A 22,567-nucleotide genomic window follows, 5' to 3' on the forward strand; every position below is an offset into this window, starting at 1 on the left:
CCCGTCAGCGCCCCTCCGACCCCTGGACCGGAGCGCCTCGGAGGCCTAGCGTCGGAGGACGCGCACCCTCAGGAGGACGAGATGACCCGAGCCCGACCCGTCCGGACCCGCTGGTGGACGCTGCCGGTGGCCCTCGGCCTCACCGCCGCCACCCTGGTCGCCGCCCCCGACGCCGAGGCCCGCACCCGCCCGGTGCGCCAGCCGGTCGCGGTGGGCAGCGGCGGCGCGGTCGCCACCGTCGACCCCGAGGCCAGCGCGATCGGGCTGGACGTGCTGGCCCGCGGTGGCAACGCCGTGGACGCCGCCGTCGCCTCCGCCGCCGCCCTCGGCGTCACCGAGCCCTACTCCGCCGGCATCGGCGGCGGCGGGTTCTTCGTCTTCTACGAGGCCGCCACCGGCGAGGTGCACACCCTGGACGGCCGCGAGACGGCGCCGGCGGCGATGCGCGCGGACACCTTCGCCCCCGGCGGCACCGCGATCCCGTTCGCCGAGGCCGTCACCAGCGGGCTCTCGGTGGGTGTACCTGGGACGCCGGCCACCTGGGAGGAGGCGCTGGAGCGCTGGGGCACCATCACCATGAACCGGGCGCTGGCCGGCAGCATCCAGCTGGCCCGCCGCGGGTTCGAGGTGGACGAGACCTTCCGCAGCCAGACCGAGTCCAACGCCGACCGGTTCGCCGACTTCCCCGCCACCCGCGAGCTGTTCCTGCCCGACGGGGAGGCGCCCGTGGTCGGCACCCGGTTCCGCAACCCCGACCTGGCCGACACCTACCGGCTGATCGCCCGCGAGGGTGCCGACGCCATCACCACCGGCCCGGTCGCCGAGGACATCGTCGAGACCGTGCAGCAGCCGCCGGTCGACCCGGCTGCCGACCGCGTGGTGCGACCGGGGCTGATGACCACCGCCGACCTCGCCGCCTACGAGGTGGTGGAGCGCGAGCCCACCGTCAGCGACTACCGCGGCCTGGAGGTGTACGGCATGGGGCCGCCCTCCAGCGGCGGCACCACCGTCGGTGAGGCGCTCAACGTGCTCGAGCGGTTCGACCTGTCCGCGATGGACCGCACCCAGGTGCTGCACCACTACCTGGAGGCGAGCGCGATCGCCTTCGCCGACCGCAACCGCTACGTCGGCGACCCGGCCTTCGTGGACGTCCCGGTCACCGAGCTGCTGTCGGACGGGTTCGCCGCCGAGCGCGCCTGCCTCATCGAGCCGGACGCGGTGCTGCCGCGGCCGGTCGGCCCGGGCAGCCCGGACGGCGGCTACACCGGCTGCGCGGACGGCGGCACCCCGGGCGGTTCGTCGCCGGAGGGCCCGTCGACCACCCACCTCACCACCGCCGACCGCTGGGGCAACGTCGTCTCCTACACGCTGACCATCGAGTCCACCGGCGGCAACGGCATCGTCGTCCCGGGGCGCGGGTTCCTGCTCAACAACGAGCTGACCGACTTCAGCTTCACCGACACCCAGGGCGGGAACGACCCGAACCTGCCGGGGCCGGGCAAGCGTCCGCGCAGCTCGATGTCGCCGACCATCGTGCTCCGCGACGGCGAGCCGTGGCTGGCGCTCGGGTCCCCCGGTGGGGCGACGATCATCACCACCGTGCTGCAGACCCTGGTCAACCGGGTCGACCTCGGCCAGGACCTGCCGACCGCGCTGGCCGCGCCGCGGGCCAGCCAGCGCAACGGCACCACCCAGGCCGAGCCGGGCTTCGGGACCGCCGAGCTGGAGGCCCTCGGGCACACCTTCACCCCCACCGCCGAGCTCGGCGCGGCGGCCGCGGTGGAGCTGCTCGGCGACGGCCGGTTCCAGGCGGTGGCCGAGCCGACCCGGCGCGGCGGGGGCAGCGCGCGGGTGGTCGAGGAGGACTAGCGCGGCGCGTCAGCCGAGGATGAACTTCTCCACCAGGTCGCGGGCGAAGGAGTCGTCGTACTGGGTCGGCGGGCTCTTCATCAGGTAGGCGCTGACGCTGTCGATCGGGCCGCCGACCCGGCGGTCGAGGGCGATCTTGGCCGCGCGGATGGCGTCGATGGCGACCCCTGCGGAGTTCGGGGAGTCCCACACCTCGAGCTTGTACTCGAGGTTGATCGGGGCGTCGCCGAACCCGCGGCCCTCCAGCCGGACGAAGGCGTACTTGCGGTCGGCGAGGAACGGCACGTAGTCGCTGGGGCCGATGTGGACGTCCGAGCCCGCCATCTCGTGCGGCACCTGGGAGGTGACGGCCTGGGTCTTGGACTTCTTCTTCGACTCCAGCCGGGAGCGCTCCAGCATGTTCTGGAAGTCCATGTTGCCGCCGACGTTGAGCTGGTAGGTGCGGTCGAGCTCGACGCCGCGGTCGGCGAACAGCCGCGCCAGCACGCGGTGGGTGATGGTGGCGCCGACCTGGCTCTTGATGTCGTCGCCGACGATCGGCACCTTGGCCGCGGTGAAGCGGGCCGCCCAGGCCGGGTCGGAGGCGATGAACACCGGCAGGCAGTTGACGAAGCCGACCCCGGCCTCCAGCGCGCACTCGGCGTAGAAGCGGTCGGCCTCCTCCGAGCCCACCGGCAGGTAGGACACGAGGACGTCCACCTCGGCGGCCTCGAGCGCCCGGACCACGTCCACCGGGGAGCGGTCGGACTCGGTGACCACCTGGCGGTAGTACTCCCCCAGCCCGTCGAGGGTCGGCCCGCGCTGCACGGTGACCCCGGTCGGCGGGACGTCGCAGATCTTGTGCGTGTTGTTCTGCCCGGCCTCGATCGCCTCGGCCACGTCGAGACCCACCTTGTCGGCGTCGACGTCGAAGGCGGCGACGACCTCGAGGTCGCCGACGTGGTACTCGCCGAACCGCACGTGCATCAGACCGGGGACCTGCTCGCCGTCGGGGGTGTCCCGGTAGTAGTGGATCCCCTGCACCAGCGAGGCGGCGCAGTTGCCGACCCCCACGATGCCCACACGCACTGTCGTCATGCGCGTCACTCTAGATGGGCCGCGCCGGCGATGCCGGTCGCGACCGCGCCGCCCCGTCCTGGGCAGCGGCGCGGATCTGGCGCGGTGAGGCACCCAGCACCGAGCGGCACAGCTTGTTGAGGGTCTGCAGGTCCTGGACGCCCACCGAGCCGGCCACCGCGCCGATCGAGATGGTGCTCCGCTCCAGCAGGTGGCGGGCGACCTCGGCCCGGCGCCGCCGCAGGTAGCCGACCACGGTGGTGCCGGCCCGCTGGCGGAACAGCCGGGTCAGCTGGCTGTGCGAGACCCCGACCGCGGCCGCCACCTCGGGCACCGTCACCGGCTCGGACAGCCGCGACTCGATCCAGCTCATCGCCGCCGCGACGTGGTCGGGGGCCCGCGGATCCCCGGGCGCCGGCGCCTCCGACATCCGCAGCAGCACCATCCAGACGTCCGCGCGGGTCCGCTCGGGACGGACGGTGGCGTGCCGGACCGCCGAGGTCAGCAGCCCGGTCAGCTCCGGCAGCGCCGTGCCGGCCGACACCAGCATCGGCAGCCGGGTGCCGGGCCCGCCCGCCGGCGTCCGGAAGTGGACGTAGAGGTGGCGCGACGGTCCGCGGTAGCGCATCACCGACTGCGCCCCGGGCGGGATGACGGTGAGCGTGCCCGGCGAGACCTCGAGGTCGACGCCGTCCACGGCCAGCTCGGCGGAGTAGTCGTAGAGGTGCAGCTGCCACAGGTCGGGCAGGCGGTAGCGGTCGACCTGCTGGTGCACCCCGTGCACGGCGCGGTTGGCCGTCACCACCTCCGGCGGATCCCCCAGGCTCATCAGCACCTCGTCGACCACGTGCTCATTTTCGACCACCGGAGGCCGGGTGCGCACCACGACGGGCCCAGAACCCGGCTCCTAGCGTTCGGAGGAGCCGGCGTCGAGGCCGGCCGCACCGAGGAGGAACCCATGACAGCCAGCCCCAGCACCGGCCGGGTCGACCGCAAGCACCTGATGACATCGGTCGAGATGGCCCACTTCGTCTCCCACGGCAGCTTCCGGCTCGACGGCGTGGTGCCGGAGTCGATGAACGAGCGGGCGATCGACGTCCTGGACGCCGGGATCGAGCCGCACCCCTACGGCACCCCGGTCGAGGACGCCTACCCCCAGGGCAGCTTCGTCCGCGAGCTGCTCGACCTGCCCGCGGTGGCCGGCGCCCTGCAGAGCCTGGTCGGGCCACGGCCGGCCGTCGACCACCACGCGGTGCACGTGCGTCCCCCGCACGGCGGCAGCGCCCAGGACATGCACGGCGACGCGGTGCTCGACACCCGCACCGACGCCTTCGACGTCCAGCTCATGTACTACCCGCGGGAGGTGACGCTGGAGCAGGGCGGCACGCTCAGCGTTCCCGGCACCCACCTGCGGCGGATCAACGAGGGCGCGATCGGGCGCTACCAGAACCTCCGCGGCCAGACCCGGCTCACCTGCCCCGCGGGCACCGTGGTCTTCCTGCACCACGGCATCTGGCACGGCGGACGCCGCAACGACTCGGGCCAGCCCCGCTACATGTTCAAGATCCGCTTCAACCCGACGGTGCGCCAGCTGCGGCTGTGGAACACCGACGACATCGACGACCCGCAGGTGCGCGCCACCCTGGCGACGCGCTTCCCGTGGGCCGACGGCAGCCAGGGCCGGCTGGAGCTGATCAACCGGGCCAAGCTGTGGCGGGTGCTCACCGGCGACCACGACTTCGACCTGGACTACTACCTCACCCGCGAGCGGATCCGCCCGACCACCCTGGCGCCCGGCGCCACCGACCCGCGGCTCGGCGCCGGCGGGGCCGGTGACGGCTGGGGCGCGTGACCAGCGCAGTGGATATCCACCGAACAGCACCCAGCCGAGGAGAAAAATGACCACCACCATCGAGACCGCCTTCGACGCCCCGCTGGCCGAGCCGCACCTGCGCCAGCAGCTGCTCGTGCTCTACCTCAGCTCCTCCGCCCTGACCTCCACCGTGGTCGGCTGGACGCGCTACGACGGCACCGGCGCCTCGAACCCGACCATGGGCGACAGCGACGAGCCGCCCTACGACACCGGGGTCGAGGCCCTGGTCGACGGCTGGCGGCTGCTGCAGATGTCGCAGCTGCAGCCGCACCCGCGCGGTGAGGAGTACGACACCGGCTACCTGCCCTTCGAGTTCCTCTTCGAGCGGATCGTCTCCATCTCCTGACCGAACTCCGGCACCCTGGCACGGGGATCTCGCGCCAGGGTGGCGGTCCGCCGGACGCGCCGCCGCGCCGTTGTGCGGGTGGCATCGCCGGTGGGCGTCACCCTGGCACAGGATCACTGCGGCAGCCGGACAGCCCGAGTGTGGCGAGGCGTCATCCTGGCTGGCTCCAGAGCGACGGCACGGCCACACCCGCGTGGGTTGCGCGGTTGTGAGGTGCTGGTCGTGGACGTCCGGGCGTGGCAGCCTGCGGGTGTGGCGACCCGTCCGTACACCTGGGACCAGCTGCGCCGGCTGACCCTGGGGCGGCAGTTCGGACGCGTCCGCGGTCGCGGCGCGGCGCAGGTGGCCGCCACCCTCCACCGTGCCGGGCCGGTGCAGGCACAGACGGCGCGCTCGGTCTTCCTCGGGGTGGCGGCCCGGCTGCCCGGGGTCGACCACGCCGCGATCACCGACGCCTACGAGCAGCTCGCGGTCGTCCGCGGCAGCACCCTGCGCGGCACCGTGCACGCCGCCACCCCGCAGCAGCACGTGCTCCTCGACCGGGCGACCCGCGTGGGGCTGCGGCCGCAGTGGGAACGCATCCTGAGGCTGCAGCGGGTGCCCCTCGAAGCCGTCTGGGCCGACCTGGAGGAGTTCGCGGAGACGTCCTGGCGGACCCCGGCGGAGCTGCGGATGCGGCTGCGGACCTTCCTCACCGAGCGCGGCGAGACCACCGGCGACCTGGTCGACGGGCCCGGACGCTACCTCGCGGTGAGCCACAGCGCCCTCATCCGGCGTCCGCTGCGTGGCGGCTGGGAGGGTCAGGGGGCGCCCGGCTACCGGACGGCCCGGTCCGCGCTGGCCGAGCACCGACCCGACCTCGGCGACGAGCTGCACCGGCTGCGTGCGCTGCCGGACCCCGAGGCGCTGGCGGAGCTGGTCCTGCTGCACCTGCGCAGCCACGGACCGGCCACCCGGGAGGACGTCGCCTGGTGGTCCGGGCTGCCCGCTCGCACCGTGGCGGCCGCCGTCGAGCACCTCGGCGACCGGGTCGCCGCACGTCCCGGCCCGGACGGCCTCACCTTCCTCGACGTGGCCGAGCCGACGCCCCGGGGCCGTGACGACGTCGGCACCCGCCTGCTGCCGGAGTTCGACGCCCTGCTGTGCGGCTACCAGCCCCGCACCCGCACGCGCTTCGTCACCGCCGACCAGCACGCGGTGCTGTGGAACCAGGCGAACGGCCTGCTGCGGGCCCCGCTGCTGCACGAGGGCCGGATCGCCGGCCACTGGCGCGCCGACGGCACCGGCCGACGCCGCCGCTTCACGGTCACGGTCTTCCCCGAGGCCCCGTCGCCTCCCACCGACGAGCTCGAGCCCGCCGTCCGGGACGCCGCCACCGCCATGGGCTGGACGCCCACCGACCTCGAGCTCACCCGCGCCACCTGAGCGCCGACCCGTGTGGCGGGGCGGTCCCACCCGCCCACACCCACGGACGACCCGGGTTCGACAGACCGATGACCAGACGTCACCTGCTGGCCGTCCGGGTGTCGGTTCCCGGCCGGAGGCTGAGGTGGTCCAGACCGGTAGCCCTCGAGGAGTTCCCATGCGTACCCGTGCCCTGCTGGTGGCGGCGGCGGTGACGGCGCTCACCGTGCCCACCATCGCGTTCGCCCAGCCCCCCGCCGAGGAGGACGCCGACGGCCGCTTCACCATCGCCGTGGTGCCCGACACCCAGTACCTGTTCGACTACGAGGCGGGGGTCACCCGCTCCGATCCCGAGCCCGTGGAGGACGCCTTCGAGTGGATCGTGGAGAACCGCGAGGAGCGCGACATCGTCTTCACCGCGGGCCTCGGTGACATCACCGAGCACGCCACCAGCGAGGAGATGGCCGGCGCCGACGAGGTGTACCGGATCCTCGACGAGGCCGAGATGCCCTACAGCACCCTGGCCGGCAACCACGACGCCAGCGGCACCGACGCCGACCGACCGACCTCGACGCCCTACCTGGAGTACTTCAGTCCCGACCGGGTGGCCGACCTCGGCACCCTCCGCGGCAGCGACCCCACCGGCTACAACACCTTCCACGTCTTCTCCGGCGGCGGGCGCGAGTGGCTGCTGCTGGCCCTGGACTGGCGGATGTCCGACGCCTCCTTCGACTGGGCCCAGGGTGTCATCGACGCGAATCCCGAGCTGCCGGTCATCCTCACCACCCACGAGCTGGTCCACGACGACCCCGAGGGTCAGGGTGTGGCGACCTTCTCCGGCTACGGCCAGCAGCTGTGGGACCGGCTGATCGACGACAACGACCAGGTCTTCCTCGCCATGGGCGGGCACTTCTGGCCCACCGCGCGCGGGCAGCGGGACAACGCCGCGGGCAACCCGGTCGAGCTCAACCTCGTCAACTACCAGGAGCAGTACTACGGCGGCGCGGGCATGATCCGGCTCTACACCTTCGACCTCACCGCCGACATGATCGACGTCGAGTCGTTCTCCCCGTGGGCCGAGGAGGCGGCCGCCGCGGGCAACCCGCTGGCCGCCGACGTGGTGCGCCCGACCCGTCCGGTCGACCGCGCCGTCGACCAGTTCTCGATCGAGCTGGACTTCGCCGAGCGGTTCTCCGGTTTCGCCCCCGAGCCGGGACGCCGCGAGGCCGAGCCGGTGCGGGCGTCCCTGCCGGAGGGCACGGTGGCCTACTGGCGTCTCGGCGACCTCGGGAACCGCCGCGGCCAGGACGGCCGTCCGGTGCCGGCCGGCTCTCCCGGCTTCGAGGACCTGTCCGGCAACGGCAACGACCTGCAGCTGCAGCGTCTGGACGGCGCGGCCCGCGACTCGCTGGTCTACCGCGACGACAGCGACCCGCAGCAGCCCGGTGCCGGCAGCCTGGAGTTCACCACCAACGCCGGCTCCTACCTGCGCACCATCGCCGGTGCCCCGCTGGAGACCGAGGAGTTCACCGACGGCTACACCATCGAGGCCTTCGTACGCCTGCCGGAGGACTGCTGCGGCGGCACCCGGGAGTGGATGGGCATCCTCTCCCGGCTGTCCACCGGTGCCGACCACGGCAAGACCGGCGGCTGGAGCACCGACGCCCCGATCGCCACGCTGAGCGTCTCGCCCAGCCGCCAGCTGCAGTGGGAGATGTACCCGACCAACCAGCCCGGCACCCTGACCAACTGGGGCCACGAGATGGAGGACGAGGTCTGGCGGCACGTGGCCGTGGTCAACGACGGCGGGACCACCACCGCCTACATCGACGGCGCCCCGATCGCCCGCAACCCCAGCGCCCCGAGCATCGGTGTCGACGGTGCCCCCAGCCCCTGGCTGGTCGGTGCCAGCTCCTTCGACAACACCGTGGAGAAGAGCTTCGCCGGACGCCTCGGCGACATCCGCATCGCCGACCGCGCCCTCGACCGCGAGGAGTGGCTGCTCAACGGCTGACCCCGACGACCGTGGCGGGGCACCCTTTCGAGCCGGGTGCCCCGCCACTGCCGTCCCGGACCACGAGGATGGGATGCAACTCAGCCGCGCAACCCATCCACAACCCCCTGAGCCTGTCGAAGCGCCGTCCTGAGCCTGTCGAAGGGGGCGATCAACCCGCACGCGCGAGCAGGAGCCCCACCACCGCTCCGGACCGGGAACGCCCCTCTTCAGACCGCGCCGAGCCCCCACTCCGCCCCCTCCGGCCGGCTGCTCCGACCGTCCGGCGTGAACACCTCCACCGCCTCCGGCCCGACGCTCCGCGCCGACGACCCGCTCACGACGACACCAGCACGCTCCGGGATGGCCAGCACCACCTGCTGGTGCTCCCGCGACCACGTCGTCAGGTCCTCGTCCTGCGACGGCTGGTAGTGGGGACGCACGACCGCGCCTGCGAGCAGGTCGAGCCCGCGGGTGTCCCGCACCCCGGCGTCGTTGGCGTCCTCCACCTCCGCGATCGCGATGTCGGCACCGAGCAGGATCGCGCCCGCGCTGCCGCCGTACACCGCACCGCCACGTGCGGCGAAGTCCGCCAGCGCCCCGAGCAGCCGGCGCTCGCGCAGCTGGTGCAGCAGGTCGAAGGTGTTGCCACCCGGGATCGCGACGACGTCGGTCCGGTCGAGCCGGTCGACGTCGTCCCCGGACTCCTCGACACCCCACGCCTCGACGGTGATGTCCCCACGGTCACGCAGGGCGCTGGTGAACCACTCCACGCTGCCACGCCGCGCGGGCCCGGCCGGCACCGCGAAGGGCCAGACCGCCACCCGACGCCCGGGGAGGAAGACCTCGTCCCACAGCGCCCCCTCGTCCTGCTCGCTGCCGCCGCCGCCCAGGTAGATCCGCGTCATGACGGTCACTGTGGTGCTGCGATCACCAGCGGTCCAGCGGGTTGGTCCGTCGTGGTGCATGCCAGCGCAGCCGTGAGCGTGTCGAGGGCGAGGAGTCCGCGGGTGCGGTCCGCGCCCCAGTCGGATCGCGACGACGTCGCCACTCGACCCCAACATCCTGAGCCTGTCGACGGACGAGACATCCATGGCGACCGCCTCGCCCGGCTGCCGCCGGTACTCCGCGCGCGGTCACGATGCCGCGCGGGCCCCGACTTCCGCACAGCCCATGGTCCGACGCAGCACCGACTCCGGCGCGGACTGACGGCGTCCGGCCTCCGCAAGCAGCGCCGCCTCCCCCGACCACCACCCCGGCTGCAGCGGGCGGTTACCCTCCCAGACGCGGGGTAACTGCCCGCCGACCATCACCGAGCCACGTCGTCGGAGCAGAGGGGGCCAGCCGTCACCGCATCCACCCCGACCGGGCCGGTCAACGTGGTGTCGATCGCCACGGCTGTGCCACCGACGTCCCTGCCCCAAGACGAGGTGCGCGACCTGTTCGCCGGCCAACCGGGTCTGGGTCGGCTGGCCCGCCGGCTGGTCGGGACGGTCTTCGACGCCTCCGCGATCGACCGCCGCCACACGGTCATCGGCGAGCTCGGCGGCGAACACCGGGACGCCCCGGTCTTCGTCGACGCCGCCACCCGGACCATCCTCAGTCCGTCCACCGGCACCCGGAACGCCGTCTACACCCGCGCGGTGCGGCCCCTGCTCAAGGACGCGGCCGAACAGGCGATCGCGGACGCCCCCGGTTTCGACCGCGCCGACATCACCCACGTCGTCACCGTCTCCTGCACCGGCTTCTTCGCCCCCGGCCCCGACCACCTGCTGGTCCGCGACCTCGGCCTCGCCCCCTCCACCCGTCGCCTGCACATCGGGTTCATGGGCTGCTACGGCGCCTTCCCCGCCCTCCGCGTCGCAGTGTCGACCTGCCTGGCCGAGCCGGACGCCGTCGTGCTGGTCGTCTGCGTCGAGCTCTGCACCCTGCACCTGCGGTCCTCCGACGACCAGGACACGATCGTCGCCTCCTCGGTCTTCGCCGACGGCGCCGCCGCCGCCGTCGTGTCCGCCCGCCCGACGCCGGCCGGCTCGACGGTGCTCGAGGTGCTCGCGCAGGAGACGGTGCTCACCGACGACGGCGAGGCCGACATGGCCTGGACCATCGGGGACGTCGGTTTCGAGATGGTGCTGTCCAGCTACGTCCCGCGCATCCTCGAGGCCGGGATCGCCGACGCCCTCCGCCCCCTGGCCGACCGCCTCCCCGCGCTGGGCGCCGACGGCTGGCCGCAGGTCGACCGGTGGGCGGTCCACCCCGGCGGACGGGCGATCCTCGACCGGGTGCAGCGCGCCCTCGCCCTGACCGACACGCAGCTGGCGCCCTCGCGGGAGGTGCTGCGGAGCCACGGCAACATGTCCAGCGCCACCGTCCTGTTCATCCTCGCCCGCATCCTCCACGACGCCGACGCCAGCCCGGCGACCCCCGAGCTGGTGGCCGCGATGGCGTTCGGACCGGGGCTCACCGTCGAGTCCGCCCTCCTCCGCCGGGTCACCTCGTGACCGCTCCCGACCTCGCCCGCCGCGACCCCACCCTGCGCGAGCTGATGGACGACCCGGACTGCGACCTCGTCCGGCTGGAGCGCACCTACGGCCAGTTCCGCGTCGTCAACCGCCTGCTCTCGGGCTGGCGGCGCCTCTACCGTCAGCGGATCCGCCCGCTGCTCGACACCGCCTGGCGCACCACCCTGCTCGACATCGGCTCCGGCGGCGGCGACATCGCCCGCGCCCTCGCCGGCTGGGCGGCCCGCGACGGGCTCGCACTCGACATCACCGCCATCGACCCCGACGAGCGCGCCGTCGGCTTCGCCCGCCGCTCCCCCGCCGCCGGCGTCCACTTCGAGCAGGCCGCCAGCGCCGACCTCGTCGCGCGCGGCGACCGTTACGACGTGGTCGTCTCCAACCACCTGCTGCACCACCTCGACGCCGCCCAGCTGACCGCCCTGCTCGACGACAGCCTCGCGCTCACCGGCGGGCTCGTGCTGCACAACGACCTGGCCCGGGCCCGTCCCGGCTACGCGTTCTGGGCCGCGGCGACGCGCCCCCTCGCCCGGCGCTCCTTCCTGCACGAGGACGGGCTGCTCTCGATCCGGCGCAGCTACCGGCGCGCCGAGCTGGAGGCGGTGGTGCCGCCGGGGTGGCGGGTGGAGACGATGGTCCCGCAGCGCCTGCTGCTCAGTGCGGGAAGGAGCACCCGATGAGCGAGACCCGTCCCGGCCGGACCACCCGCGCGCTGGTCACCGCGGCGGCCGCCGGCTACGCCGCCAACGTCGCCTTCGGCACCGCCGTCGCCACCGGCGTGGTCGACAACCGGCGCATCCGCTGGGTGCACCACGCCCTCTTCATCGCCACCTCCACCCTGACCGGACTCGCCCTGGCCGCCAGCGCGGTGCAGCGCCGGCCGGCCGGGCTGGCCCTGCTGCCGGCGGTCGTCCCGCTCGCCGCGCTCCCCTACGCCGGCGGACGCCTCCGCCGCCACACCGGCCTGGCCGGATCGGCCGCGCCGGCGTTCCTGTCCGCCCTCGTCCTGGTCTGGAGCCGCTGATGGAGTTCCTCGACGTCGTCCGCCGCCGCAAGACGACCAACGGTCCGTTCCTGCCCGACCCGGTGTCGGAGGAGCACCAGCGGCTGCTGATGGAGGTCGCCGGCCGGGCGCCGTCCCAGCTCAACAGCCAGCCGTGGCGGTTCGTCCTCGTCGAGGAGCGGGCCACCATCGAGGAGATCGCCCGGATCAGCGGCGAGAGCATGACCGAGGCGATGTCCAACGGCACCTTCTTCGAGCGCTACAAGCCCTACTTCCGCTTCAGCGCCGCCGAGATGGAGCGCCGCCGCGACGGCATGCTGTTCGACAAGCTGCCGGCCCCGCTGCGCCCGTTCACCTCCCAGGTGTTCACCCCGCGCGGGCAGAAGCTGATGAACGCCATGCGGGTGCCGCAGACCCTCGGCGAGGAGAACCGCAAGCTCGTCGCCGGCTCGCCGCTGCTGCTCGGCGTGATGCTCGACCGCTCGGAGTACCGCCCCGGCGAGCTCTCCTCCTTCTACTCCCTGTTCAGCATGGGCGCGGCGATGGAGAACGTCTGGCTGACCACCGTCGAGATCGGGATGGGCATCCAGTTCGTCTCCTTCCCGATGGAGGTCCCCGGACGCTGGGAGGAGATCGTCCGCCTGCTGCAGGTGCCCGACGACCTCGAGCTGATGGCCGTCTACCGGCTCGGCTACCTGCCCTCGGAGCAGCGCCGTCCTCCGATCGACTGGACCAGCAGCCAGCGCCGGCTGCCCTCCCAGTACGTCTTCCGCGGCACCTGCGCCACCCCGCAGCAGGGCTGGGACGACACCCCCTCCGGCTAGGGCAGGTCGTCGGGTCGTCGGGTCGCCCGTGCCTAGTAGCCGGCTCCCCGCTTCGCTCGACGGTAGGAGCGGTGCAGGCCGACGACGATCATCACCGTGAGGAAGATGGACACCACGCCGACGTCCTTGAGCAGGTCCCTCCTCGGTGTGGGCCACCGGTCGTTGTCGACGAACCGGCTGGCCACGAGGAGGAACACCCCGACCACCAGGAGTGAGGCGGCGACCCAGAGGAGCACCAGGACGGCTGGCTGCTGGAGGTAGGCGAGCACGTCGACCTTTCGTGGAGGACGTCCGTGGACGGGTGCACGACCGTACCGGCGCAACGGGGCACCACGACCCACCGGGCCCTGCGATGTCGGGGGTCTCGACGCGGCGGTCCGCGTCGGGCACCGTGGTGCTGGGTGCGTCCTCGCGCACCCGTCGTCCCAGCGGGGAGAAGCGACCATGGGAACCGTCCGTCTGCTCGGCGCCGTCACCGGTGCCGCCCTCACCCTCCTGCTCACCGTGGCGCCGCCCGCCACCGGCCGACCACCCACCCGGGTCGTGAACACCGTGGACGAGCTGTCCTGCGCCTTCGCCACCACCACCGGTGAGGGGCTCTTCATCCAGGCCGGCGCCGGCTCGGCCTCCGGCGAGTCCGGGTCCGGCTTCTTCCTCGAGGACGCCGACGGCGTGGTCGTCCTCGCCGGCGAGGGCGGCACCGCGCGGTTCGGTCCCGAGTTCACCGCCGAGATCGAGGCGGTCCGGCCCGGTGAGGAGCAGCCGGTGGGCACCGTCACCCTGACCGCCCGGCTCACCGCGGGCACCCCGGTGGTCGAGCAGGTCGACGAGCGCGACGGCAACATCCGCACCACCGGCACGGTGACCACCACCGAGTACGCGTTCAGCGACGTGGCCGTCGACGTGCCCGGTTACGAGGTCGTGGTCGACGAGCTCTCCTGCGACGGCTCACGGATCGACTTCGACCTCCTCAGCACCAACCCGTCGGCGCACGTGGTCCGCAGCCGCGACTTCGGCTCCGACATCTGCACCTTCGCCGGCACGGCCGACACCCAGGTGCGGCTCAGCGGCGAGGACCGCTCCGCCCCCTACGCCGAGGTGGTCGTCGACGACGGCGTCAACCCGCTGAAGGCCCAGGGCGAGATCGGCATGCGCGGGCTGCAGGGCACCCTCGTCGCCCCGCTGACCGAGATCTTCACCGGCGAGACCGTGGCCACGCTCACCCTCCGGCTGCGGCTCGTCCCCGCCGGTCCGCCCACCACCACGGTGGAGCGCGACGGCCGGGCCCTCTTCACCCGCACCGAGACCCCGTACCTGGCCGAGCTGAGCCTGACCACCACCGACGGACGCCGCGGGGAGGTCAGCTGCCCGGCGTCTGAGGTGCTCGAGGGTTCGATCACCCCGCGCCGCTGACCCGTCCCCGCAGAGGACTCAGAGGAACTCGCCGCGGCGCCGCACCTCGTAGCGGCGCTCGGCGTAGACCAGGTCGTCGACCCACAGCCTGGCCGCGGTCCGGCGCATGGCCGGACGGATCAGCGCGCCCACCCGCTGGGCCACGGCGAACCCGGGACGCTCGGAGTGCGCCACCGTCGCCTCGGTCACCATCGTGCGGGGACGCCCGTCCGCGCCGACCCCGAGCGGCGTCGCGTGGGTCTCCACCACCGATCCGGTGCCCTCGCCGTCGATGATCGTCATGACGATGGTGCGCCGGTCCGGGCAGGTGAAGGTGGCCCGCACCGGGACGCCGTAGCGCCGGCTGAGCCGGAACGTCACCTCGACCACCAGCCGCTCGTCGGTGCTGGCCGGCTCGTCCACCTCGAGGTGGCTGAACGCGTAGGGGTGGAACCAGCTGCCGTGCCACGGGTCCAGCCGGTTGGCCACCACGTCCCGCGGCTCGCACACCCCCGGCATCGCCACCACCGCGGCGATCGAGCGCTCGAGCGGCGGACGCGGCGTGATCGTCGGCGCGTCGGTGAAGGTCTCGCCCTCGGTCGGGCGCCGCACCCACAGCAGGACCCCGTCGTCGAGTGCCGGGTAGGTGCGCCAGCGGCCCCAGCCGGGACGCCCGAGCGCCAGCCCGTGCCAGCGGCAGTACACCTCCCCGCCTCTCACCTCGCAGTCGGTCAGCAGCGCGCCGAGGTGCGGGCAGGAGCCCGGACCGGCCAGCAGGGAGCCGTCGGTGTCGCGCCACAGCACGACCTCATCGCCGGCGACGTGGCGGATGATCGAGCGGTCCGGCCCGAGGTCGGTGCTCGCGCCCACCACGTACCAGCCGCCGGCCTCGGTGGCCTCGGCCACGGCCAGCGCCTTGCGGATCCGGCCCGGGCGGGCGTCCCGCCAGGACGGCAGCAGCCGGTCCCGCGGCGGCACCGGGCGCGACGCGATCGGGATCCGGGCGCGCACCTCGTCGAGCAGGCCGACACGGCCGGAGGGGGTGGTCGTGGTGGCGTTCGCGGTGTCCCGCCCTTCGACAGGCTCAGGGCGTCGGGGGTGCGGCTCAGGGCGTCGGGGGTGCGGCTCAGGGCGTCGGGGGTGCGGCTCAGGGCGTCGGGGGTGCGGCTCAGAGCGTCGTGGTGCGGTCATGCGGTCGCCTCTCCGTCCTTCGACAGGCTCAGGACGCTGCACGGGCTCACGGGGTGCTCTCGGCCAGCGCGGCGGCGCGGGTCATCCGCTGCGGACGCAGGACGGAGGTGGCGGTCACCCACAGCTTCTCCGGGCGCGGCACCCGGATCCGGGAGCTGAAGACGTCGTAGTCCGCCTCCTCGATCCGCAGCAGGATCCGCGAGTAGAGCACCCGCGCCGTGGCCACGCAGCGGGCCGAGCTCGGCGGCAGCATCGGCACCCCGCGGTCGGCCTCGGCGTAGAGCTCGCGGTTGCGGTCGATCTCGTGGGCCAGCGCGGCCCGCCACTGCGGGGTCACCCGCCGCAGCCACGGGTCGGCGCCGTAGCGGCGCAGGTCGGCCTGCGGCAGGTACACCCGGCCGCGGTCGAGGTCCTCCCCGACGTCGCGGATGAAGTTGGTCAGCTGGAAGGCGAACCCGAGCGCCCGCGCCGGACCCTTCGCCGCCGGGTCGACCGGGTCGAGGACCGGCAGCATCATCTCCCCGATGACCGCAGCCGAGCCCTCCATGTAGCCGAGCAGGTCGTCGAAGGTCTCGTAGCTGGTGGTGGTGAGGTCCATCGCCATCGCCGCGAAGAACCGCTCGAAGCACTCCCGCTCGATCCCGGCGACCACCACCGACTCCGCGATCGCGGCCAGCACCGGCTCCTGCACCGGACGCCCCTCCCGGGTGGCGGCCACCGCGTCGAAGAACCGGCGTCCGAACGCCTCGAGCTCGCGCCCGGTCGCCTCGGCCAGCGCGGGCGTAGTGGCGTCGGGGGCGTCGACGATGTCGTCGGCCAGCCGGCACAGCGCGTACACCGCGTACACCTGGCGCCGCCGGGCCGGCGGCAGCAGCTGCGCGCCCCACCAGTAGGTGGTGCCGTGCCGCCAGGTCAGCCGCGCGCACTCGCGGTAGCCCTCCGCGATCCGCTCCGACCCGCTCATCCCCACCCACCCCTCATCCCAGCCAGCCCCGCACCCGGTCGGCGGCCAGCTTGCCGCTGACCAGCACCATCGGGACACCCACCCCGGGCACCGTGCCGGAGCCGGCGAAGAACACCCCGGGACGCCGCCGCTCCACGTTGGGCGGACGGAACGGCCCGGTCTGGGCGAAGGTGTGGGCGAGCGCGAACGGGGTCCCCTGCTCCATCCCCAGGTGCTCCCAGGTGCGCGGGGTGTACATCTCCTCACACACCACATCGGTCGGGTAGCCCTCGGCGTCGAGGAAGCCCAGCAGCCGTTCGCGCATCGGCCCGGCCTCCTCGCTCCAGTCGATGCCGCTGCGGTTGTTCGGCACCGGCTCGAGCACGTACAGCGTGGAGCAGCCCTCCGGTGCCAGGGACGGGTCGGTGGCTGAGGGCACCGTGACCAGCCGGGACGGGTCCGGCATCAGCTCGTGCCGCTTGATCAGCGCGTCGAAGGCCTCGTCCCACTGCGTTCCGAAGTGGATGTTGTGGTGGGCGCGGTCGGCCGGCGCCTCGCCGCGGACGCCGACGTGCCAGACCACCGCCGACGGCGAGTACACCCCGCGCCGCACCCCCCGCGGCGGCGTCAGCTCGGGGAAGAAGGCGCGGTAGGCCACCGGCAGGTCGGGGGTGAGGACGACCGCGTCGGCGCGCAGCACCTCACCGTCGACCAGCCGGACCGCGGCCACCTTGCCGCCGCGGCCCTGGATCTGGTCGACCTCCAGCCCGTAGCGGAAGGTCACCCCGGCGCGGGCGGCGGCCTCGGCCAGCGCGGTCGGCACCGCGTGCATGCCGCCGTCGGGGGCGTACACGCCGGCGATGCTGTCCATGTAGGTGATGACGGCGTACAGCGCGAGCGCGGAGGACGGCGGCAGCCCGGCGTACATCGCCTGGAAGCTGAACAACCGCCGCAGCCGGTCGTCGTCGAAGAAGCGCCGCACGGCCGGGCCGAGTCGGCCGAACCCGCCGAGGGCCAGCAGCCGGGCCGCCGGCACGGGGCGGCTGAGCAGGTCGAGCGGGGAGTCGAAGTTGCGGTCGATGAAGTGGGCCATCTCGACCTCGTAGAGCTCGCGCAGCCACTCGACGAAGTCGTCGAACCGCTCGGCCTCGCGTGCTCCGCTGACGGCGGCGACCTCGGCCCGCATGGCCTCCGCACCGTTGCGGACGCGGATCCGTGAGCCGTCGGCGAACTGGGCCAGGTAGGCGGGGTCGAGCCGCTGCAGCGTGAGCAGGTCGTCCAGCCGGCTGCCGGCGGCGGCGACGGTGTCCTCGAGTAGGTCGACCATGGTCATCACGGTGGCGCCGGTGTCGAAGGAGAACCCGTCGCGCTCGATCCGCCCGGTCCGTCCACCGGGCTGGTGCCCGCGCTCGACCACGGTCACCTCGTAGCCGGCACCGGCCAGCCGGCAGGCGGTGGCCAGACCGGCCAGACCGGCACCGACCACCACGACGGGATGACGCATGCGATTCCTCCTCACTTCGCTGGACGTCGCCGGTGCTGCGGAGTCGACGCGGACGCCGCCATCCAACCAGCCCGTCCCCGGACGGCTCCGGTCCGGTCGGGACGGGCCGCGGGGGCCGGCCCGGAGCGGCGCCGCGGGTCAGTCGCCGCGGAAACCCGCCTCGGCCATGGCCGGCACCGCGAGCACCGCCCACGGGCTGAACACCACCGGGGCAGCCCGGACGGCGGTGACCAGGTCGTCCCAGCCGATCCAGGCCCACTCGGCCACCTCGTCGGGGTCGGGGCAGGGCTCGCCCTCGATCCGGCCCACCCAGACCGGGCAGAGCTCGTTCTCGACCAGCCCGCTGGCGTCGGTGGCGCGGTAGCGGAAGTCGGGCAGCACGCAGCGCAACCCGCGCACGCGCACCCCGAGCTCCTCACCCAGCCGCCGCTCGATGGCGCCGGACTCGTCCTCGCGGGGCTGGGGATGGCCGCAGCAGCTGTTGGTCCACACCCCGGGCCAGGTGGTCTTGGTCAGCGCCCGGCGGGTCAGCAGCGTCCGGCCCGCACCGTCGAGGAGGTGCAGGGAGAACGCCCGGTGCAGCGGGGTGTCACGGGTGTGCACCGAGCGCCGGGGCGCCGTACCGATCGCCCGACCACCGGCGTCCAGCAGCACGACATCGTCCATCGGTGTCCTCTTCTCCTCGGTCTCGCGACAGCGTCTCACGCCTGTCTGCGCCCCCACGGGGCCTCCCCGGGCGGCAGGTACCGGACGCGGCAGGGCTCGCCCTGACCCGGATCAGCCGACATACTGACCCGGTGCACGTCGACGCCACCGACCGGAGTCCTGCCACGAGCAGGGTCGGTGGCGGCGTCGTCTCGTGGCCCCTGGTGCTGTTCGTGGTGGTGGCGGTGGTGCACCTGGTCCAGCTCCTGCTCGAGCTGCCGACGAGCGGCATCACCCACGTCCTGCTGGTGCCGCCGCTGATCGCCCACCTGCTGCTGCGCACCCAGGGTCGCCACACCCCGCTGGTGCGGTGGTCGGCGGTGGCGCTGGGCTTCGGCTGGCTCGGCGACGCCGTCCCCGTCCTGCTGCCGGCCCCGGCCCAGCTGGCCGGCTCGATCCTGCTGCACGCCCTGGCGCACGTCGGCTGGATCGCGGCGTTCCTGCCCACCTGGCGACGCAGCATCGCCAGCGAGCGCCCCCCGCTGCTGGTGCCGTACGCCATCGGTGTGGTGGGGCTGATCGGGGTCTGCCTTCCCGGGTCGGGCGGGTTGTGGCCGTTCGTGGTGCTCTACGGGATGCTGCTGGTGACCATGCCGGTGCTGGCCACCGGGATCGGGATCCGGGCGACCTGGGGCGGCGTGGGCTACGTCCTCGCCTCCGGCCTGATCGCCTGGCGGGCGTTCCTCCCCGGCTTCCAGCTGCCCGCCGACGACGCGATCATCGTGGCGCTGTACCTGGTCGCCCTGGTGCTGCTGGTGAGCGGCGTGGTGCACCGTGTCGAGAACTCGTCCCGCGGGGTCCAGCCCGCCCGGTGAGGTAGGCCCGCCCGGCGTCGCGCCGGACGGGCCACCCGGGTCGGGCTGAGCTCACTTCAGGGCGTCCTTGGCCTTGCCGATCAGGCCCTTGGTCTCCTGCAGCGGGTTGGTGCCGTAGAGGCGCGGGTCGCCCGGGGCCAGCTCGGGCTCCTGGCCGTGGGCCTGCACCACCGCGGAGCGGAAGTCGCCGCGGCCGTCGGGAGCCGGGCCCGAGGCCCAGCGACCGTCGGTGGCCTGCGCACCGTCGCTGGCCTGGATGAAGGTCCGGTCGAACTCCTCGAACTCCTCACCCAGCGGGAACGCCTCGGGCACCGGGATGTCGTCCAGGCCGTCGGCCTTGAGCTCCTCGATCGCCGACAGCCACTGCATCTGGTGCATGTGGTCGCGGGTGACGAGGAAGCGGATGAGGTCCTTGACGCCCTGGTCGTCGGTCATGTGGAACAGCCGCGCGACCTGCAGGCGGCCCTGCATCTCGGCGGTGACGTTGAGGTGGAAGTCGGCCATCAGGTTGCCGCTGGCGGTGACGAAGGCGCCGCTCCACGGCACCCCGTTGCTGTCGTGGGGGTAGGCGCCGCCGCCGTTGACGATGGTGTGCTGCGGGTTCTGCGCGCCGTACTCGCTGGCCTGGGTGGAGCCGGTGGTGTCGTCGGCGGCCATCGCGCCGGGCTTGTCGAGCAGCTGGTCGATCATCGTGGTGATCATCTCGACGTGGCTGAGCTCCTCGGTGCCGATCGCCATCAGCATGTCCTTGTACTTGCCGGGCAGGCGGCAGTTCCAGCCCTGGTACAGGTACTGCAGGGCGACGGTCATCTCGCCCCACTTGCCACCGAGCACCTCCTGGAAACGACGGGCGAACGCGGGATCCGGGGCGTCCGGCTTGGCAGTGAACTGCAGGGCCTTCTGGTGGGTGAACATGGGAGACCTTCCGTTGGGGTCCGTCCGGCGTCGCGGGCTCTGGCGCCGGTCAGCGGTTGGACTGTCGAGGTACCCACCTCCGGCGGAGGTCACACGCACACCCACCCGGTCCGCGCGATCTCCGAGACACCCCGGTGGTCCGGCTCCCACGACGGCGCCGGACGTGGCAGGGTCGTGCCGGTACACAGCCGTACGCCCGCCGGCGGCGGCTCCTCATCAGGAAGGAACCACTGCAACCATGAAGATCGGCGTCATCGGCACCGGGCAGTTCGCCCGGAGCTTCATCAGCCTCTGGCAGCTGCACCCCGATGTCGAGGCGGTGTACGTGACGGACCTGATCCTGGAGCGGGCGGCGGAGCACGTCGAGCGGTACCAGATCGCCGGCAGCTTCGAGAGCGCGGAGGAGATGCTGGCCTCCGACGTCGACGCCATCGCGGTGATGACCCAGCGCTGGACGCACGGCCAGTGGGTGCTCAAGGCGCTGGAGGCGGGCAAGCACGTCTACTCCGCGGTGCCGATGGCCTCCATCGGCGCCGAGATCGAGGCGATCGTCAAGAAGGTCGAGGAGACCGGCCTCATCTACATGATGGGCGAGACCAGCTACTACAACCCCGCCGTGGTCTGGGCGCGGGAGAAGGTGGCGGCGGGCGAGCTCGGCCGGGTCTTCTACTCCGAGGGCGACTACGTCCACGACATGGACAACGGCTTCTACAACGCCTACCGCTACTCCGGCGGGGAGAACTGGAAGAGCGAGGCGTCCTACCCGCCCATGCTCTACCCGACCCACGCGATCGGCGGTGTGCTGGGCGCCCTGCCCACCCACGCCACCAGCGTCTCCTGCATCGGCATCCCCGACGACCGCGGTGACGGGGTCTTCGACGCCGAGGTCTCGAAGTGGGGCAACACCTTCTCCAACATGTCGGCGCTGTTCGAGCTGGCCGACGGCGGCGTGATGCGGACCAACGAGTTCCGCCGGGTCGGCTACTGGAAGGGCCACGAGTCCCGGTTCCGCTTCTACGGCACCGAGTCGGTCATGGAGCAGACCGGCGACGGCGCCACCTGGAGCGTCAAGACCGAGGGCGAGGACTACGCCAAGGGCGCCACGCTCGACATCTCCGACCTCTTCTACACCCACACCCACCAGGTGCCGGAGGGCTTCGGCGACGTCGACCCGGCGCTCATGCAGTCCTTCGCCAGCGGGCTGGCCAAGGTGCACGACAGGTCGCGGCTGCCCAAGGAGTTCGAGGGCGCCCACAACGGCCACGAGGGCTCCCACCACTTCCTCGCCGACGACTTCGTCCGCGCGGTGACGACCAACACGCAGCCGCCGGTCAACGCCTGGGTGGCGGCCCGCTTCACCATGCCCGGCGTGGTGGCCTACGAGTCGGCCAAGCAGGGCGGCGTCCGGCTGCCGATCCCCGACCTCGGCGACGGGCCCGCCCCGGCCTGGTGAGATCCGCGGGAGGGCGGCGCCGCACGACCGGGGCCGCCCTCCTCGGTGAGATTTAGTTGAACGTTCATGTATTGTCGGGCATCGTCACCTGCCAGCCGGCAGCGGACGGACCCGAAGTGGAGCCACGCACCCATGACCGACCTCACGATCGCCGTCATCCTCGGCAGCACCCGCCCCGGCCGTAACGGGAAGGCGGTGGCGGACTGGGTGCTCGAGCAGGCCCGCGAGCGCACCGGCGCCCGCTACGAGCTGGTCGACCTGCAGGACTTCCCGCTGCCCCACCTCGACGAGGCCGTCCCGCCGGCGATGGGCCAGTACGCCGGCGAGCACACCAAGGCGTGGGCGGAGAAGATCGCCAGCTACGACGGCTACGTCTTCGTCACCCCCGAGTACAACCACTCGACCTCCGGCGTGCTCAAGAACGCCATCGACTACCTCTACGCCGAGTGGAACAACAAGGCGGCGGGCTTCGTCTCCTACGGCTCCCTGGGCGGCGCCCGGGCGATCGAGCACCTGCGCGGCATCTGCTCCGAGCTGCAGATCGCCCACGTCCGCACCCAGCTGTCGTTCTCGCTCTTCACCGACTTCGAGAACTTCTCGGCGTTCACGCCGGGCGACCGGCACGCGGCCGGGGCGGGGAACCTCTTCGACCAGCTGGAGGCCTGGGCCGGCGCGCTGAAGCCGCTGCGCAGCGCCTGAGACCCGGACGCACGAGGGCCCGGACCGAGCGATCGGTCCGGGCCCTCGTGCTGCCGGGGGGCG

The 22,567-nt window shown here is 73.1% G+C and carries 22 protein-coding genes; 13 read left to right on the plus strand and 9 right to left on the minus strand.

The genetic code is table 11. From position 1 onward, the window contains the following. Positions 1-81 precede the first annotated feature (81 nt). Positions 82-1,869 carry a gamma-glutamyltransferase gene (gene ggt, locus DVA66_RS03690; protein WP_114558833.1) on the plus strand — a complete coding sequence of 596 codons (1,788 nt, stop codon included), beginning with the start codon at positions 82-84 and terminating at the stop codon, positions 1,867-1,869. A 9-nt stretch (positions 1,870-1,878) separates the two neighbouring features. On the opposite strand, the gene DVA66_RS03695 is transcribed toward ggt, so the two are convergent. Together DVA66_RS03695 and DVA66_RS03700 are read right to left on the minus strand one after the other, a co-directional pair. Next, positions 1,879-2,946 (minus strand): inositol-3-phosphate synthase, encoded by a 1,068-nt coding sequence (locus DVA66_RS03695; RefSeq protein WP_114558851.1) that lies wholly within the window; start codon positions 2,944-2,946, stop codon positions 1,879-1,881. Between the two features lie 10 nt (positions 2,947-2,956). Continuing rightward, positions 2,957-3,790 carry an AraC family transcriptional regulator gene (locus DVA66_RS03700; RefSeq protein ID WP_232821735.1) on the minus strand — a complete coding sequence of 278 codons (834 nt, stop codon included), beginning with the start codon at positions 3,788-3,790 and terminating at the stop codon, positions 2,957-2,959. Positions 3,791-3,883: 93 nt separating this feature from the next. On the opposite strand from DVA66_RS03700, the gene DVA66_RS03705 reads away from it, so the two are divergent. From DVA66_RS03705 to DVA66_RS03720, 4 genes are all read left to right on the plus strand, one after another. Then, positions 3,884-4,777: a phytanoyl-CoA dioxygenase family protein gene (locus tag DVA66_RS03705; RefSeq protein ID WP_198671453.1), complete on the plus strand. Its 894-nt coding sequence runs from the start codon at positions 3,884-3,886 to the stop codon at positions 4,775-4,777. Between the two features lie 46 nt (positions 4,778-4,823). Beyond that, positions 4,824-5,144, plus strand: a complete 321-nt coding sequence (locus DVA66_RS03710) for a hypothetical protein (protein WP_114558834.1) — start codon at positions 4,824-4,826, stop codon at positions 5,142-5,144. Between the two features lie 252 nt (positions 5,145-5,396). Further along, positions 5,397-6,569, plus strand: coding sequence for a DNA glycosylase AlkZ-like family protein (locus tag DVA66_RS03715; protein WP_157973816.1), 1,173 nt, complete (start codon positions 5,397-5,399; stop codon positions 6,567-6,569). Positions 6,570-6,726: 157 nt separating this feature from the next. Continuing rightward, positions 6,727-8,562 carry a LamG-like jellyroll fold domain-containing protein gene (locus tag DVA66_RS03720; RefSeq protein WP_114558836.1) on the plus strand — a complete coding sequence of 612 codons (1,836 nt, stop codon included), beginning with the start codon at positions 6,727-6,729 and terminating at the stop codon, positions 8,560-8,562. 209 nt (positions 8,563-8,771) lie between these two features. Here DVA66_RS03720 and DVA66_RS03725 read toward each other — a convergent pair whose 3' ends face one another. Beyond that, positions 8,772-9,449, minus strand: a complete 678-nt coding sequence (locus tag DVA66_RS03725) for a Type 1 glutamine amidotransferase-like domain-containing protein (RefSeq protein ID WP_157973817.1) — start codon at positions 9,447-9,449, stop codon at positions 8,772-8,774. A gap of 387 nt (positions 9,450-9,836) precedes the next feature. Here DVA66_RS03725 and DVA66_RS03730 point away from each other — a divergent pair, with 387 nt between their 5' ends. Genes DVA66_RS03730 through DVA66_RS03745 form a run of 4 tightly spaced genes read left to right on the plus strand, consistent with a single transcriptional unit; the run spans position 9,837 to position 12,887 of the window. Further along, entirely contained in the window at positions 9,837-11,042 is a 1,206-nt protein-coding gene (locus tag DVA66_RS03730) for a type III polyketide synthase (protein ID WP_114558838.1), read from the plus strand. Next, entirely contained in the window at positions 11,039-11,740 is a 702-nt protein-coding gene (locus tag DVA66_RS03735; RefSeq protein ID WP_198671455.1) for a class I SAM-dependent methyltransferase, read from the plus strand. Before DVA66_RS03730 ends, DVA66_RS03735 begins: the two co-directional genes overlap by 4 nt. Beyond that, positions 11,737-12,084, plus strand: coding sequence for a hypothetical protein (locus tag DVA66_RS03740; RefSeq protein ID WP_114558839.1), 348 nt, complete (start codon positions 11,737-11,739; stop codon positions 12,082-12,084). Before DVA66_RS03735 ends, DVA66_RS03740 begins: the two co-directional genes overlap by 4 nt. Beyond that, positions 12,084-12,887 (plus strand): nitroreductase family protein, encoded by an 804-nt coding sequence (locus DVA66_RS03745; protein WP_114558840.1) that lies wholly within the window; start codon positions 12,084-12,086, stop codon positions 12,885-12,887. Before DVA66_RS03740 ends, DVA66_RS03745 begins: the two co-directional genes overlap by 1 nt. 32 nt (positions 12,888-12,919) lie before the next feature. Here the strand turns inward: DVA66_RS03745 and DVA66_RS03750 are convergent, their stop codons facing one another. Beyond that, a complete protein-coding gene (locus tag DVA66_RS03750; protein ID WP_114558841.1) occupies positions 12,920-13,156 on the minus strand; it encodes a hypothetical protein in 237 nt (78 codons plus the stop codon). Between the two features lie 175 nt (positions 13,157-13,331). On the opposite strand from DVA66_RS03750, the gene DVA66_RS03755 reads away from it, so the two are divergent. Then, a complete protein-coding gene (locus DVA66_RS03755; RefSeq protein ID WP_114558842.1) occupies positions 13,332-14,300 on the plus strand; it encodes a hypothetical protein in 969 nt (322 codons plus the stop codon). Positions 14,301-14,318: 18 nt separating this feature from the next. On the opposite strand, the gene DVA66_RS03760 is transcribed toward DVA66_RS03755, so the two are convergent. The 4 genes from DVA66_RS03760 to idi all read right to left on the minus strand — a co-directional run bounded on the left by DVA66_RS03760 (position 14,319) and on the right by idi (position 18,583). Then, complete coding sequence (locus DVA66_RS03760) at positions 14,319-15,470, minus strand: DUF5914 domain-containing protein (protein WP_232821737.1); 1,152 nt, start codon at positions 15,468-15,470, stop codon at positions 14,319-14,321. 46 nt (positions 15,471-15,516) lie between these two features. Continuing rightward, positions 15,517-16,434, minus strand: a complete 918-nt coding sequence (locus DVA66_RS03765) for a phytoene/squalene synthase family protein (RefSeq protein WP_114558844.1) — start codon at positions 16,432-16,434, stop codon at positions 15,517-15,519. 13 nt (positions 16,435-16,447) lie between these two features. Beyond that, positions 16,448-17,917, minus strand: coding sequence for a phytoene desaturase family protein (gene crtI, locus DVA66_RS03770; protein ID WP_114558845.1), 1,470 nt, complete (start codon positions 17,915-17,917; stop codon positions 16,448-16,450). A 138-nt stretch (positions 17,918-18,055) separates the two neighbouring features. Further along, the gene (idi, locus tag DVA66_RS03775; protein ID WP_114558846.1) at positions 18,056-18,583 is read right to left on the minus strand and encodes an isopentenyl-diphosphate Delta-isomerase; all 528 of its coding nucleotides are present in this window, start codon (positions 18,581-18,583) and stop codon (positions 18,056-18,058) included. A gap of 131 nt (positions 18,584-18,714) precedes the next feature. Between idi and DVA66_RS03780 the strand changes: the two genes are divergently transcribed. Then, the gene (locus DVA66_RS03780) at positions 18,715-19,437 is read left to right on the plus strand and encodes a lysoplasmalogenase family protein (RefSeq protein ID WP_157973818.1); all 723 of its coding nucleotides are present in this window, start codon (positions 18,715-18,717) and stop codon (positions 19,435-19,437) included. 51 nt (positions 19,438-19,488) lie between these two features. Here DVA66_RS03780 and DVA66_RS03785 read toward each other — a convergent pair whose 3' ends face one another. After that, positions 19,489-20,352 (minus strand): manganese catalase family protein, encoded by an 864-nt coding sequence (locus tag DVA66_RS03785; protein WP_114558848.1) that lies wholly within the window; start codon positions 20,350-20,352, stop codon positions 19,489-19,491. A 238-nt stretch (positions 20,353-20,590) separates the two neighbouring features. Here DVA66_RS03785 and DVA66_RS03790 point away from each other — a divergent pair, with 238 nt between their 5' ends. Then, on the plus strand, positions 20,591-21,805 hold the full coding sequence (locus DVA66_RS03790; protein ID WP_114558849.1) for a Gfo/Idh/MocA family protein: 1,215 nt from the start codon (positions 20,591-20,593) through the stop codon (positions 21,803-21,805). Positions 21,806-21,937: 132 nt separating this feature from the next. After that, a complete protein-coding gene (locus DVA66_RS03795; RefSeq protein ID WP_114558850.1) occupies positions 21,938-22,504 on the plus strand; it encodes an NADPH-dependent FMN reductase in 567 nt (188 codons plus the stop codon). Positions 22,505-22,567 lie beyond the last annotated feature (63 nt).

The sequence above is a fragment of the Desertihabitans aurantiacus genome, assembly GCF_003344635.1.
Taxonomy (GTDB): Bacteria; Actinomycetota; Actinomycetes; order Propionibacteriales; family Propionibacteriaceae; genus Desertihabitans; species Desertihabitans aurantiacus.